The sequence below is a fragment of the Microcoleus sp. B6-A1 genome (assembly GCF_036705085.1).
Classification (GTDB): Bacteria; Cyanobacteriota; Cyanobacteriia; order Cyanobacteriales; family Microcoleaceae; genus Microcoleus.
Genome location: NZ_JAUBTU010000005.1, coordinates 21,966 through 36,188 on the forward strand (window position 1 = coordinate 21,966; position 14,223 = coordinate 36,188).

The window sequence follows — 14,223 nt, forward strand, 5'->3', positions numbered from 1 at the left end:
TAGATTAATGGACGATCGCTCAGCAGGGGATTTCAATCCAGAATTCCGCTCCCTGTCCGGGCGCTGAGATGCACCGCAGGCTTCCCTTATGTTTTTCTACCACAATTTGATGGCTGATGGATAATCCTAAGCCAGTTCCAGAGCCTACGGGCTTGGTGGTGAAGAACGGGTCAAATAGCCGCTTGCGAACCTCTTCGCTCATTCCCGGGCCACTGTCGGCGATGCAAATTACAATGCGATCGCAATTACTGAGCTGGTTTTTACTGTGGCTTTTCAACCCAGCTTTTTTCATGAGGGTGCGAATCACGATCGTCCGAGGTTGCGGTTGGTTTTCTAGAGCGTCGATCGCGTTGCTGATAATATTGAGAAATACCTGGTTTAACTGACCCGCACAACAGTGTATTTTCGATATTTTTCCGTATTCTTTAATAATTTCAATCCCGCTTTTTATACTTGCCTGATGCAATCTGTGCTGCAAAATTAACAGTGTACTGTCAATCCCTTCATGAACGTCTACCAACTTCATTTCTGATTCATCCAGTCGCGAAAAGTTCCGCAGCGACAACACAATATTACTGATTCTTTCTACTCCTACTCTCATGGAATTTAGCATTTTTGGCAAATCTTCCTTCAGAAAATCCAACTCTAACTCCTTAATTTTTTCAGCAATCTGAGGCCCAGGGGACGGGTAGCATTCCTGGTAGAGAGTTAACAGTTCAATTAAATCGTGAAAATAGTTGTAAGTATGAGAAATATTGCCGTTAATAAAAGTTGCCGGATTGTTGATTTCGTGGGCAATCCCAGCCACCATCTGACCGAGACTCGACATCTTTTCGGATTGAACTAATTGGATTTGAGCGTTTTGTAGCTGTTCGTAAGCTTCTTGCAATTGGGCGGCTTGTTTTCTTAATTGAGATTCGGAAGCTTGGAGTGCGGCGGCGGAAATTTTGCGGTTCGTTATATTTTCAATCATCCCTAAGTTGTAAATAGGTTTTCCTTCGCCGTCTCGAATCAAAGTAGCTGTCACGTTTACCCAAACAATTTTACCTGTAGCGGCAATCTGGCGGAGTTCGATTTGATAGTGAGTAATTTCTCCCCGCTTCAGAGAATCAGCAACTTGGAGATTTTTTGGAGAATCTTCGGGATGCCCAAGTTCAATAAATGTTTTGCCGAGCAATTCTGCTGCAGTATATCCCAGCATTTCGCAGTAAGTTTTATTGACTCTCACTAACTTGTTATCATCTAAATTAGCTAAGTAGATAGCGATGGGTGCATCTTCAAAAATTGTGCGAAATAGTTCCTCGCTGGCCCGGACTTGAGCTGCTAGGGAAAGCCTATCGGTGATGTCTTCAAAAGTAGACAAAATGCCGACAACATTGCCGGAATTGTCGTGTAAAGGTATTTTATTTGTATCCAGACAGCACTGCGTGCCGTCGGCTTGCATTTTGGATTCTATGATGTGATATTCTGGGGTGTTGGTTGCCATGATGCGGCGGTCGGCGGCTCGAAAAAATTCTGTTTCTTCTGGCTTCCAGGGCATATCGAAGTCGGTGAGACCGGCGATTTCACTGGGGTGATTGAAACCTGCGACTTTGGCAAAGTTTTTGTTGCCTCCCAAGTAAACTAAATCTCGATCTTTCCAGGCGATTAACTGAGGGATGTTGTTGATTACCAACCATAGCATTTTTTTAGATGTTTCCAAGGCTTCCGTGCGTTCTCGGACTCGCTTTTCTAGTTCTAGATTGGCTTGTTGCAGGGCGATTTTTGACTCGCTGAGGGCGATTTCTGCTAGCTTGCGATCGCTGATGTCGATTGTCACTCCCTCCCACAGTATATCGCCCCCAGGCTGCAGTTCGGGGCGGGCAATGCCGCGAATCCATTTCAGTTTTCCCGATCGAGTTACGATCCGCCCTTCATATTTCCAAGGTTTGAGAGTTCCGCCGGAAATTGCGATTGATTCTAACAGAGGTTTTAGGTCTTCTGGATGCACCGTTGCCCAAATTAAATCGGAGTTTTGTTCAACTTTTTCGGGTTCTAATTCGTAGAGTTCCCAACAACCGGAACTGACATAAGTGAATTGATCGGAACCGTCGGGATGCCGCAAGTATTGATAAATCATTCCCGGCACGTTGGCGGCCATTTTTTGGAATCTGGCTTCGCTTTGCCGCAGTGCTGATTCTGCTAGTTTGCGATCGCTAATGTCAATCAATACGCCATCCCAAATAATGTTATCTTTTTCGCCCGGTTCTGGTCGGGAAGCCCCGCTAATCCACTTAATCCGATCGCCAGGAAAAACAAATCTGCCTTCCCACCGCCAAGGCTCTAAAGTTTTAGCTGAGATAGCAACAGACTCCTGGAAGCTGGGCGCATCGTCTGGATGAATCATTTCGATCGCGGGAATAGCTGAGTTTTGGAGTACATCTGGTTCTAATTCCCAGAGTTCGCGGCAGCCGGAACTGACGTAGGGGAATGACATAGTGCCGTCTGCTGCTAACTGAAATTGATAAATCATTCCCGGAACGTTGGCGGCTAGTTTTTGAAACCTCGCTTCGCTTTGCCGTAGTGCTGTTTCTGCTTCTACGCGATCGGTAATATCGTAAAATGCCGATAAAATTGCGGCTTCGCCATTAAAATTAATCGCTCGCATCGACATTTTTACCCAAAAAAAACTGCCATTTGCTTTCTTGAGGCAGATTTCTTCGCGGTCGGCCAAGCCGTTTTGTTTGACTAATTCTATCAATTGACTGCGGTCATTGATATTGGCATAAAGTTCATTTTTTTTTCGTCCGATAAGTTGTTCGTAACTCAAACCTAAACTTTCTCCGAGGGCGGGATTTGCATACAAAATTACGCTATCTTCTAGGCGCGTAATTGACATCGGAACGGGAGTCACAGTGGCGATCGCCCGCAATCTTTCTTCGCTTTCTTCCCTGGCTGTTTCGGCTGCTACTCTTTTGCTAATATCGTTCTGAACTCCGATAAAATGAGTTAATTTTCCCTCATTATCTAGGATGGGGGAAACCATTAATTCGTTCCAAAAAGGAGTTTTGTCTTTGCGATAATTTTTGAGAACTACCAGAATTTCCGTTCCTGCTTGCAAGCTGCGGCGGAGTTTATTTAATTCGGCCTGATCGGTATCGGGGCCCTGCAAAAATCGGCAGTTGCGTCCAATAACTTCTTGGGTACTGTAACCGGTCAGTTTCTCAAAAGCAGGATTGCAGTAGATTATAGGTATGTCAGGCTTGCGAGCATCCGCTATGAGAATGCTGTTGCTCGACGCTGCGATCGCCCGTTCTAGGAGAGTCAGGTTGAAAGAGTCTGTTGTCATCGGTGGCAATATTCACGCTCCTGCGGAGCGGACAGAAGAATAAAAAACTATACACACCTTAAGCTATTCTTATTCTATAATCTTATTTTTAATTTAGCTTTTTTAACAAAGTCAGCAGCCCAAAAAAGTCGGCGAGGGAGACGACTAATACCATTTTAGATGTTAGATTTTGGATTGGCAATGACTGATTCCATCATGGTTTAGATGATGGGTCTACAGTTGCCTTCTTTTGGGAAATTAGTATCACCGAAGGCATTAGGCACTTATCCAGAAAACAGAAGGTAAAAATACCGAATTCCCAAAGAAAATAGAAGGTGAAAATACTGATGTGTTAAACTTTTTTTCTTCTCCTCCTTCCATCCGGTTCGTCAACCCTTTTAAATAGACAAGCTGATGCAAGAACCCTGAGCAGTTTTGCTTACTTCAATCCTGGCTTGAAAAGCTTCTTTCAGGTGGGGCATATGGGTAACGGTGAGGATGCAGGCGAAGTCGGAGGCGATCGCATTAATTGCAGCAATCAGCCGATCGCACCCTTCAGCATCCTGAGTCCCGAATCCCTCATCAATAATCAACATTTGCAAAGCCGTACCCGCCCGCTGAGACAGCAGTCTCGCCAGCGCCAGCCGAATCGCAAAATTAATCCGAAAAGCTTCACCTCCCGAATAAGTTTCGTAGGCGCGAGTACCGCGAGCATCAGCAATTAAAATGTCTAAAGTGTCAATCAATTTAGTTGCTTTTTTAGAAGCAGCAGCCCGCTGAGTAATAAATTGAACGTGCAATTGATTCGCGCTCAATCTCGACAATATCTGATTAGTTTCAGCTTCGAGTTGAGGCAAAACATTTTCAATCATTAAAGCTTGAATGCCGTTTTTACCAAAGGCTTGACCCAACTCTTGATAAACTCGCTGCTGGCGTTTTGCAACTTGCATTTGCTCTTTTTGAGCTACTAGCTGAACTTGCAGATTTTCCAGATTTTGCTGCTGCTGCTGGAGGCGTCCGAGACTTCCCAAATGTTGGTCTAACTGCTGGCGGCGGCGACTGATTTGCTGTTCGATCGCACTTATGCGGGCTGTGGGATCGGGATGTTCTTGCAATTGCTGGTTCATCGCTGAAGTTTGAGCGCTGACAGCTTGCAAATCTCGATCGCGCACAGCGATGGAATTTGCTATTTCATTAACCCGCTGCTGCACTTGCGGGTACTGCACAGTTGCCGATCGCAATTTTTCGGCGCGGGCGATCCAAAACTGCGATCGGCGCATTTCGCTCCGCACGTGTTCGTGCTGTTCCAAATTATAGCCAATTTCCGCAATGTATCTATCTAAAGATAGAATTTGCTGCTGTATTTCCGAGCTGTTTTTTTGCTGTTCTAACTGTTGCTGTACGGTGGCTAATTGAGTTTGCAAATCCGGGCGACGGGCATTAATTTTATTAAGTTTCTGCTGAGCGTCTTTGATTTGAGCTTGCTTAATTTCCGCCCACCGCAAGCGCTTTTCATCGCTGCGGGCGAGGGAGTGGCTGCGATCGCTGTAATTGAGCTGTTGCAGTTGCTGTTCGATTTGCTGGAGTTCGCCCAAATCCTCCGCTGCATACTCGCCGGTGCGTAGCAACCGCTCTATTTCTGCCGCGTCTTGACGCATACTTTGCAGTCGGTTTTCATCTTGACTCAGGCTATCTAATTGTGCTTGTAAATGGCTGCGGCGTTCCCGCAATTCTTGGTAGGGCGCTAATTCCTCTTCTAGTTCGCGGTATTCATGTCTGAGAACTTGAATTTCGCGCTCGGAGACGGCTAACTGTTCGCGGACAACCCACAGTTGGTTCCAGATTTCCTGCTGTTGGGTGTGGTGTTTTGTGACTACTAAATTCCAGTAGTGTTCGTCTAAAGGTCGATCGCACAAAGGACAATTGCCAAAATTTGTATCCCGCACCATTAAAGGCGAATTCGATGGCTCGTTTTCCGCAAAATTCGAGGCTTTACCTTCACCTGCGGTTTTTTCTCCTTCATGTTTCCGCAGCAGTTGCAGTTTTTGGTCGATCTCGGCGAGTCTGGTTTGATAGTCGCGGCTTTTGGCTTGCAGGTTTCCTAGAAAGTCGTGCCTTTCTTGACCTTTTTCGCGGACTCGCTGCTGATAAACTCGCTTGTTTTCCAACTGCAAAATTTGATTGGCGATGGCCGAGATTTCCTGCTGTAACTGCGGCTGTCGCTGCTGCTGCTGAACTTGCACCTGTCGGTTGATTTCCTCTAAGCGGGCGGTTAAACCGGCGCGGGCGCGATCGAGCTTTTGTTGCTTTTGCTGCTGCTGTTGTAACAGTGGCGAAACTTGCAGTTGCAGTTGCTCTAGTTCGTTGAGGCGCGATCGAACTGCTTGCAACTGTGCGAGTCCTTTGTCAACCTCCGGCTGCTGTTTGAGAATCTCCAGAACATCTTTTTCATCTTGTTCTAAAACCTCTAATTGAGCTTGCAACTGCTGAATTTTGCTTTGCAAAAAGCTCAGTTCTTGCCGCTGCTGTTCTTGCAATTGTTGGCGCTGACTTTGGGCTTGTTGGTTAACCTTGAATTTACCAGCCAGAGTTTCTTCTGTTGCTTGCAAGCTGTGGAAATACGCGATTCCTGCTGTTATTTCATTTTCTTGGACTAGGAGGGCTTGCAGCTCATTTTGCTGCTGTTTGGCGGCGCTGAGTTCTTGCTGCAAGCGGCGGCATTCTTGAGTGATATTGTAGTGCTGTTGCTGGTGGCCGGCGAGGAGTTTTTGCCAAGTTTGGCGGTTGTGGTGCAGGAGTTGCAGTTGCTGCAACTCGGTTGTGTCGGCTTGCTGCTGCTGCTGAAGCAAATCGGTTGCTTGCTGCAATTGAGTTTGTTCTGAGGCGAGAGCTTCTTTTTGTTGCAGTTGCTCTTGTACGGTTAGCAAACTCTGTTTGAGCACTTCGACTTGAGCTTTAAATTGTTTGGAGGTATCTTTGGCTTGTTCGGATAAAGTATCGTAGGAGTCGAGCTTGAGCAGGTTGGCTAAAACTTGTTTGCGTTCGATCGGCTTTTTGAGCATAAATTCATCAGCTCGCCCCTGTCGCAAATACGCCGAGTTGATGAAAGTATCGTAATCTAGTTTAATGTGTTCGAGGATTTTTTGCTGAGTTGTTCTCAGACCTTTGTCTGTGAGCGTGCGAAAATTCACCCCCCCCGACCCCCCCTTACTAAGGGGGGGAGAAGAATTCACTTCTTCTGTGTTCGCTTTACCAAGGGAAGAATTCACTTCTTGTGGCCCCCCCTTACCAAGAGAAGAATTCACTTCTTGTGGCCCCCCCTTACCAAGGGAAGAATTCACTTCTTGTGGCCCCCCCTTACCAAGGGAAGAATTCACTTCTTGTGGCCCCCCCTTACCAAGGGGGGGGAAGGGGGGGTTTGTTGCTACTTGAAATTCCAAACTTCCCGATTGTCCGCGTCGGCGGTTGCGAATCACCCGGTAGATTTGGCCGCCGGTGGAGAAAGTGAAATCAACGCGCACATCAGTTTCGCCGATATGGATGATATCGTCTTCTGTATCGCTGCGGCAACAGCCCCAAAGTGCCCAGGATATGGCTTCTAAGAGGGAGGATTTGCCAGCACCGTTAGGCCCGCAAATGCAAGCAGTGTGCAGGCCGCGAAAGTCTAAAGCAGCTTCGCGATAGCTGAGAAAATTTTTGAGTGTAAGTTGTATAGGAATCATTTAGGCCATCGCGCCATACAATCTATCTATAAATAACACTATTTGTACGCTGTTGCCTAGTTATTCAATCTAGATCCAGAACAATTGTCAGTGCTTCTGCAATTTCTTCCATAATTGTCTCGGACAGGGTTCCGAGTTGTCGGACAAATCTTTGTTGCGAGACGGAACGGACTTGAAAAGTATCGGCGGCGGAGAGTTTCGCCAAGCCATTTTCGCCACTCGGTTCTAGTCGAACCATCCAATTTCTCTCGGTGTATCGCTCTTTCCAGTCAGTGATGGGAACAATAACTTCAAGCAGCAAAATTCCCACCGTTTCATCGCTGACAATTACTACCGGACGGGTTTTGCCGATTTCGGCGCCCACAGTAGGTTCAAGCGCAACCAGCCAGATTTCGCCTCTACGCATTAGTTTTTATCCCTGCGTTCAGGTATTCTTCCTCGGATTCAAAATAGGGTTCGCTGTCAGCAGACCACAAATCATGTAAAGCACCTCCCGGCATATAATCTTGGACTGCTGCTTCTGCTGCGGCTCTGAGTCTCCGCTTTCTCTCAGCTTTGCGCTGGGCTTTTTCTTCTATTTCTTCGCGCATCATCCGCGAAGCTGTTTCGATGATTTCTAGGCGTTCTTCTGCTGTCAGATTTTTGAGTGCAGCTAAGATTTCTGTTTTGGTCACGGTTTTTTCGGGTGGTTGGTGAGAAAGTACGATCGATCCGGGAGCATCCCGATACTCGGCTACAAACGAGATTTGTGCTGTTTTTACTGTACGGGTTTGCGACCTTACGGGTAATTGTTGGGATTTTCAACTATCAAACCCTCACTTGTTGCTGCTGCATTCAGCTCCCCGTCAGCAGATACAAAAGTCATCGCAGGCAAACTGTTAGCTGTGCAAAGGTTATTTATGCCACAGCCTGTTGCTAGCTGCACAGCATCATAGCCTCGCAATCCGTAGGTTTCAGCTAATGCCATTGCAGAGTTAATAATGCTTTCCGTGAATTCTACAACCTGATACTCAGATTGTAGGTCACTCCTGAACTGATTGCACGCTGCTGTAGCATCTGTCGCATTGATACTTCTGCCGCGCGACCTTCTGGTAATTGCAGCAACAATTTCAACACTTGTAATAGCAGCAATCAATATATCGTTGTTAAGTGCAGGATCGCACAAACTCAAAACCCATGCCGAACCTATTTCATTAATGTAGCGTTTGACCAGCGCACTGCTATCTACAAAATAAATTGTCATCTAGCGGCGTTCCTCAATAATTGTCTCAGACACAGGCTTGCCCTGTACCTGAATTAGTCGCCGTTCTGTTTGCTGACTCCCAGAAGAATGCTTGATTTTTTTGACTAAACCAGAAGTTAACAGCGCTTGGTGCAATTTTGTCCGTTGAGCAGTTTGTTCTTTCTGGGCCAGATATATCCCTATAGCGCGCTCTAGTTGCTGTAGTTCTAGCAGTTCCAGAGTGTCAAGCTGATTGAGGATTTTGTTGAAGATTCCCTGCGGCATAGGATTCTACTTTTTACACTTGGCTAGTCTGTCTATTATACAACTATCAGACTTGCACACTGTCACGAATATTCCGGCTTTCTGGACTTAGATTGATGGCTGAAACGACCTATTATCATTCATTGATCGGGCTTGTGCGTCCAGGACGAGTAAAGAAACCAGGTTTCTACGAAGATTTCCAACCCTACATTACCGGTCTGTGCTTATGGCGCACCCTACATCATCGCATAGATAGGCAGATTTTCCATCATCAAAAAGGGTTGACTGTATTCCTACAGCCAACCCCCCACATATTTATTTGTCGTGCGTTTGCTCAAACAGCAACACTACCGGGCAATATTCGGGAACGTATAGCCGACACCGACCAACAATCCCACTTCAGCTCCGTCTACAAAACCAACATTCAGTCCCGCTGTTGCTGTAAAATTTCTCGTCAGCGGCACATCTACACCCCCCGAAATCAGGAAGCCCAAAGTACCGTCATCCCCGGTAGAAATTATCACGCCAGCACCTGCATAAGGAGCAGCAGTAATCACAAAATCCTCGGTGACTTCGACGGTATTTTGAGATACAAAATCGAAGGTAACGGGAACTAGAAAAGCTAAGTTGTCGCGGAACAAAACAGTCGGTCTCACCGACAAATTGTTCGTCAAACCGATTTTGCTAATAATCGCAAAAGAACCGTCGCCTAAAGCTGAATCTCCGCCAAAACCTAGATTGCCGCCAATGCCGATGTAGCTGGGCCCAGAACGGGTAGCTCGGCCTGGTCGGATTTGAGTTCCTTGAGCTACTTTTTCAGTTGGTTCCGAGACAGTTGCCGGTTTTTCAGCAACTTTCGGTTGGTTTGTCAAAGCTGAGGCGGAAGTGCTGACAGGATTGCTCAACAATTCTTGTGCGGTTTTGACTTCTTTTTCTTCTTTGGTTGCAGTCGGTTCAGAATTATTGCTCTCGGCAACAATTGAGGTAGGTCGATCGCTCTTTTTGACAGTCTCGACTGTTGACTGCACTTTCACACCATTATCAGCAATTTTAGCGGTTTCTTCCGAATTTTCAGTCTCAGCAGCAATGGATGTATTTTGCGCTGTTTCTGTCTCAGCAATTTCAGATGTTGCTGCTGCCGATTTTTCGGGTGCAGCCATAGATACTTGCAAGTTGGCGGCCGGTTCAGAGGCGACTGGCTCTGCCGCTTCTGTTAGTTCGCTCCAACTGATTGAATCAATTTTTTTATTACTAGCCGTTGTTTCTGCGTCGGGTTTAACTGCTGAAGTTGCCGCTGGCTCAGAAATTTGGTCAATATTTTGAGCTGCGATTGTTGCAGTTGTAGCGACATCGGGCAAGTTGCCAGTTTCAGCTTTCGCTGACATGGTACTGAAACAAACAGCTAAAGCTGCAAGATTTATTAACGCAAAAGTAGACTTGGAAAATAGACTATTCATAGCAACTCCTCAATGAAGGGTGTGTTAAAAGTGTAAGTGTTTGAGGGAGAACGTCGAGAGCTTTGGGAAAAAAAGACACAAATATGAGTTGTGTTGTTCCTACATTGGCACTCAACCGTTGAAGAGTCAACTCTCAAGCTGATTAGATTTAAGAACTGACGGCAGGTTTAGAGGCTAATTTAAATTTACCGATCGATCGGCAAAAAATCAATCCTAGGGATGATTTCATCCTTAATCCTGTTTAATTGAGGGGTCGGGCGCGCGTCTCGCTTGCATTCTAGAATACTGTACTTGGGGGCGCTGCACTCGCAGCCACGCCGAAAAAATCCTGTTTTTGAGCGCGCACCAGCTCGAAACCAAGAGACAACAAGCTTTCAAAACTGTTTTGGCAGCCCCGCCGTCCACAGCAAGTGCAGTTAATACAACGCGATCGGCTGCTACACAGTCCCTGACAAGTAATGTAGAATAATACCACCGATCCGAGAAAGATTTGTGGCTCGATCGTGTCAAAATTACTGAATATTATGAAAATTGTGTAAAATTTACTGTTCTATTTGTAAAGTTTAGCCTTCGCTTTCGCTCAGGGTCTGACCATCTCACAACAGCACGCAACTAAACAAGTAAAAAAATACAAATTCTCTCATCTCAACCTGACTTTATGAGCAAAGTTCTAGTCATATTAGGCGAATTGAGCGATCGCGACATCGATTGGATGCTCGCCAACGGCACCCGCACCCAAGTCCTCCCCGGCACAACCCTGATCACCGAAGGTAAGCCCTTAGACGCCCTCTATATAGTTCTGGAGGGAACTTTGAGCGTTGCTGTATCATCTTTAGGCGACAAAGAAATTGGAAAAATTATTTCCGGGGAAGTGTTAGGCGAAATGTCTTTTGTAGACGGGAGGCTTCCTTCTGCTAGCGTCACGGCAATTGAAGAGTGCCTCATCCTGTCAATTCCGAGGCGGCTGTTAACTGAAAAACTCGAGCAAGACGTGCTTTTTTCCCTGCGGTTTTATCGGGCGATTACCAAATTTCTGTCGTCGAGACTGCGGGGTACAGTCAAACGCTTCGGCGATGATAGTGATGGTTTAATATATGAAGATCCCGACGGCGAGGACGGCATCCCGCAAAATGTCGAAAATCCAGATTTGGCGGCATCGAGATTTCAATGGCTGTTGGAGCGTTTGAAGGGGAGTTGAAGGAAGAAGGAAGTTCGGCAACGGATTCGCTCGACGGATGTAACGGATGTAACGGATTTCAGGAAAAAGGAAGAAGAGAAAAGAACACCTATTTCCAATTACCAATTCCCAATTCCCAATTAGAAAACATATTTTTCAGCGACGCGCCAATAGCGAGAAAAACGCTTCAAATCAATGTAACCATCGTAGCGGACAAAGGCTTCCGGTGGCAAAACTTCTACTGGGTGCGATCGCTTAATTTTCCCGCAAATATCCTGAAACCGAGGACTGGGACTTTCGGTAGTTACCACTTGATTCGCGCCGGATTCGATCGCAAAAGCGATAACTTCTGCAGCCACATCGCCCCGCCGAATAACTACCGGCAACTCCAGCAAACATTCGTAAATAAACACCATTCGTTTGAGACTCAACTGCCATTCATCAATCAGCGCATCATCCCAAACCCAGATTGCCGGTGCCTCTGGGTGCGCTTGAAAAGCCGGGCCTTCAGGACTCAAGCAGTCACCGTGCAGCCAAATAATCGGATTGTTCATAAATTAGTAATTGTTAACTGTTGACTGTTGACTGTTGACTGTTGACTGTTAACTGTTGACTGTTAACTGTTAACTGTTGATAACTAATGACTAATGACTAATGACTACTGACTAATGACTAATGACTAATGACTAATGACATTTTAATTTCTGCGACCTTTTTTAGGGCGATCCCAACTTTTAGAACCGCCACTACGATCGACCTTTTCTCCATGAGGAAACAACTGCCCTTCCAAATATTCGTAAGTTCCCTCAAAATCGCATTGCCCATACAGAGGACAATCGCGACAATAAACCGCTTTAGTGTAACGCTCCAAATTTTCCCGATTAAAAAAATAAGGTTTGTGACTAAAAGTGCTTGCTACCCACTGCCAAGAAAGATTATTGCTCGCCGGATCTCCATCTAGCAAATGTTGCAAAAACCAGCGAGCTCCGGCTTGCCACCGCACACGGCGCCAGTGTACCAGATAAGCGGCAGTCCACATCCGCTGGTGATTGTGCAAATAACCAGTTTCTCGTAACTCGCGGCTGAAACTGTCGATGCAAACCAAACCAGTCGAGCCCTCGACGACATCCTGCGGCAGAGTTTCGCTGTAATATGAGGCAGTGTAACCAGTTTTGTAGGGTTCCCGGTCTTGCCAAATCCCGTTGCCCAATTCGGCATACAGTCGCTGCCAATAATCCCGCCAACCCAACTCGTTGACGAGTTTTACGGCTTCTTCTGGATGACGCACCTTCTCCAGTACGGCATCCCGGACTTCGGCAAGACTCAAAACGCCGTAGCGCAAATAGGGCGACAAGCGCGTTACCGCACCGTTGAGGAAATTGCGGGTTGAGGCGTACTGGCCGGGATCGACTTGTTGCAGGGCTGTCTCGGCTGCTTTCCGCCCGCCTGGGGTTGGGGGTACGCTGCTGTCGCGGGCGGCGGCTTCGGGGAACTGTTCACGCACGTAGGCAATTAATTCGTCGCGGTTGGCAAATTCCCGCTTCATGTCCTGACTCATTGTTTTTTCAAGCGCCTGCTATTCTTTCCTCATGTTAAAGCTATTCGATCGAGCCTGCGGGTCGATCGGCCTAAATAGCCCTTCACTCCTGGTAACTCACATCTTGCACCATTGTTAGCAACAGGCTTTTCGGCCTGTTCCACAAGAAAATTTATCTTTTGTGGAACAGGCCGAAAAGCCTGTTCATAAAGGCTAATTGAGAATGGTGCAATATCTCAGTGGTAACGTACAGTTTGCCCCAGCAGCAATCGATCGTCGGTTCGTAGCCAAAATTAGCATCAAAGTCAGTACACTCAGGGATAGATATCATAGCAAAATCTCATGGAAACTTTTCCGGCGCACGCTAAAGCGATCGCCAGCTTAGCTAACCGACAGCAGCAAGGTACAAAACAACTGGAAAACAGCGAAGTTCAAGAGTTCGATCGAGCCATGATGCGCCGCTGCATAGAATTGGCTCGCCGTGCTTTGGGCAAAACCGCACCCAACCCCCTTGTCGGTTCTGTAATTGTCCGAGACGGCAAGATTGTCGGCGAAGGGTTTCATCCCGGTGCCGGTCAACCTCACGCCGAAGTTTTTGCGCTCCGGGAAGCGGGGGAACTTGCCGAAGGAGCGACCGTCTACGTGAACCTGGAACCCTGCAACCACTACGGCAGGACTCCCCCCTGTTCTGAAGCTTTAGTTAAGGCCAAGGTGGCAAAAGTAGTGGCTGGCATGGTCGATCCGAATCCTTTGGTAGCTGGAACTGGGCTGGCCCGGTTGCGAGAGGCTGGCATTGAAGTGGTGGCGGGAGTGGAAGGGGAGGCTTGCCAAAAACTCAACGAGGCTTTTGTGCACCGGATTTTGCACCGCCGGCCTTTTGGAATTTTGAAATATGCAATGACTTTGGACGGTAAAATTGCTACCAGTAGCGGCCACAGCGCTTGGGTGACAGGCGAGGAGGCTCGCAGCGAGGTTCACCGGGTGCGCGTCGGATGCGATGCTGTGATTGTTGGGGGAAATACGGTGCGTCTGGACAATCCCCTACTGACGAGTCACAAGCCTGATAGGAATAATCCCCTGCGGGTGGTGATGAGTCGCACTCTGGATTTGCCGAAGTCGGCTTGGTTGTGGGAAACCTCTGTGGCGGCTACTTTGGTGCTGACTGAGCCTGGGGTTAACCCGGAATTTCAGGAATTTTTGATCGCCAAAGGGGTGGAAGTTGTGGAACTCTCGCCTCTGACACCGACTAATGTTATGGCTTATTTGTACGATCGATCTTTTCTTTCTGTACTCTGGGAGTGCGGCGGCACTTTGGCCGCTCAGGCAATTGCTGAGGGTGCAGTTCAAAAAATTATGGCTTTTATTGCTCCTAAAATTGTCGGTGGCCAAGGAGCTCCAACTCCTGTGGGAGATTTGGGCTTTTCGGCAATGACTCAGGCTTTGACTTTAGAGCGGGTTTCTTGGCGCGCGGTGGGTGCAGATTGTGTGGTAGAGGGCTATTTAAAAATTAAAGATTGAAAGTTAAAAGCGAGTCTTT

The 14,223-nt window shown here is 47.1% G+C and carries 12 protein-coding genes; 2 read left to right on the plus strand and 10 right to left on the minus strand.

Annotated elements, in window-relative coordinates:
* Positions 1–19 precede the first annotated feature (19 nt).
* The 7 genes from QUB11_RS02675 to QUB11_RS02705 all read right to left on the minus strand — a co-directional run bounded on the left by QUB11_RS02675 (position 20) and on the right by QUB11_RS02705 (position 9,972).
* The gene (locus QUB11_RS02675) at positions 20–3,328 is read right to left on the minus strand and encodes a PAS domain S-box protein (RefSeq protein WP_333389649.1); all 3,309 of its coding nucleotides are present in this window, start codon (positions 3,326–3,328) and stop codon (positions 20–22) included.
* 377 nt (positions 3,329–3,705) lie between these two features.
* On the minus strand, positions 3,706–7,029 hold the full coding sequence (locus QUB11_RS02680; protein WP_333202030.1) for an AAA family ATPase: 3,324 nt from the start codon (positions 7,027–7,029) through the stop codon (positions 3,706–3,708).
* Positions 7,030–7,093: 64 nt separating this feature from the next.
* Positions 7,094–7,435, minus strand: a complete 342-nt coding sequence (locus QUB11_RS02685; RefSeq protein ID WP_190657517.1) for a type II toxin-antitoxin system PemK/MazF family toxin — start codon at positions 7,433–7,435, stop codon at positions 7,094–7,096.
* Positions 7,428–7,703: a hypothetical protein gene (locus QUB11_RS02690; protein WP_333202028.1), complete on the minus strand. Its 276-nt coding sequence runs from the start codon at positions 7,701–7,703 to the stop codon at positions 7,428–7,430. Before QUB11_RS02690 ends, QUB11_RS02685 begins: the two co-directional genes overlap by 8 nt.
* 104 nt (positions 7,704–7,807) lie before the next feature.
* The gene (locus QUB11_RS02695) at positions 7,808–8,272 is read right to left on the minus strand and encodes a type II toxin-antitoxin system VapC family toxin (RefSeq protein WP_333202026.1); all 465 of its coding nucleotides are present in this window, start codon (positions 8,270–8,272) and stop codon (positions 7,808–7,810) included.
* Complete coding sequence (locus QUB11_RS02700; RefSeq protein ID WP_333025420.1) at positions 8,273–8,536, minus strand: hypothetical protein; 264 nt, start codon at positions 8,534–8,536, stop codon at positions 8,273–8,275.
* Between the two features lie 326 nt (positions 8,537–8,862).
* Positions 8,863–9,972 (minus strand): hypothetical protein, encoded by a 1,110-nt coding sequence (locus tag QUB11_RS02705; protein WP_333202024.1) that lies wholly within the window; start codon positions 9,970–9,972, stop codon positions 8,863–8,865.
* 658 nt (positions 9,973–10,630) lie between these two features.
* Between QUB11_RS02705 and QUB11_RS02710 the strand changes: the two genes are divergently transcribed.
* Complete coding sequence (locus QUB11_RS02710) at positions 10,631–11,170, plus strand: cyclic nucleotide-binding domain-containing protein (RefSeq protein WP_333141825.1); 540 nt, start codon at positions 10,631–10,633, stop codon at positions 11,168–11,170.
* 119 nt (positions 11,171–11,289) lie between these two features.
* On the opposite strand, the gene QUB11_RS02715 is transcribed toward QUB11_RS02710, so the two are convergent.
* The 3 genes from QUB11_RS02715 to QUB11_RS02725 form a co-directional block, all read right to left on the minus strand.
* Positions 11,290–11,703, minus strand: coding sequence for a hypothetical protein (locus tag QUB11_RS02715; RefSeq protein ID WP_333389651.1), 414 nt, complete (start codon positions 11,701–11,703; stop codon positions 11,290–11,292).
* Between the two features lie 143 nt (positions 11,704–11,846).
* Positions 11,847–12,707, minus strand: a complete 861-nt coding sequence (locus tag QUB11_RS02720) for an FAD-binding domain-containing protein (RefSeq protein ID WP_333202018.1) — start codon at positions 12,705–12,707, stop codon at positions 11,847–11,849.
* A gap of 151 nt (positions 12,708–12,858) precedes the next feature.
* On the minus strand, positions 12,859–13,017 hold the full coding sequence (locus tag QUB11_RS02725; RefSeq protein WP_333202017.1) for a hypothetical protein: 159 nt from the start codon (positions 13,015–13,017) through the stop codon (positions 12,859–12,861).
* Between the two features lie 11 nt (positions 13,018–13,028).
* On the opposite strand from QUB11_RS02725, the gene ribD reads away from it, so the two are divergent.
* The gene (gene ribD / locus QUB11_RS02730; protein ID WP_333202015.1) at positions 13,029–14,204 is read left to right on the plus strand and encodes a bifunctional diaminohydroxyphosphoribosylaminopyrimidine deaminase/5-amino-6-(5-phosphoribosylamino)uracil reductase RibD; all 1,176 of its coding nucleotides are present in this window, start codon (positions 13,029–13,031) and stop codon (positions 14,202–14,204) included.
* The last annotated feature ends 19 nt before the right edge of the window (positions 14,205–14,223 follow it).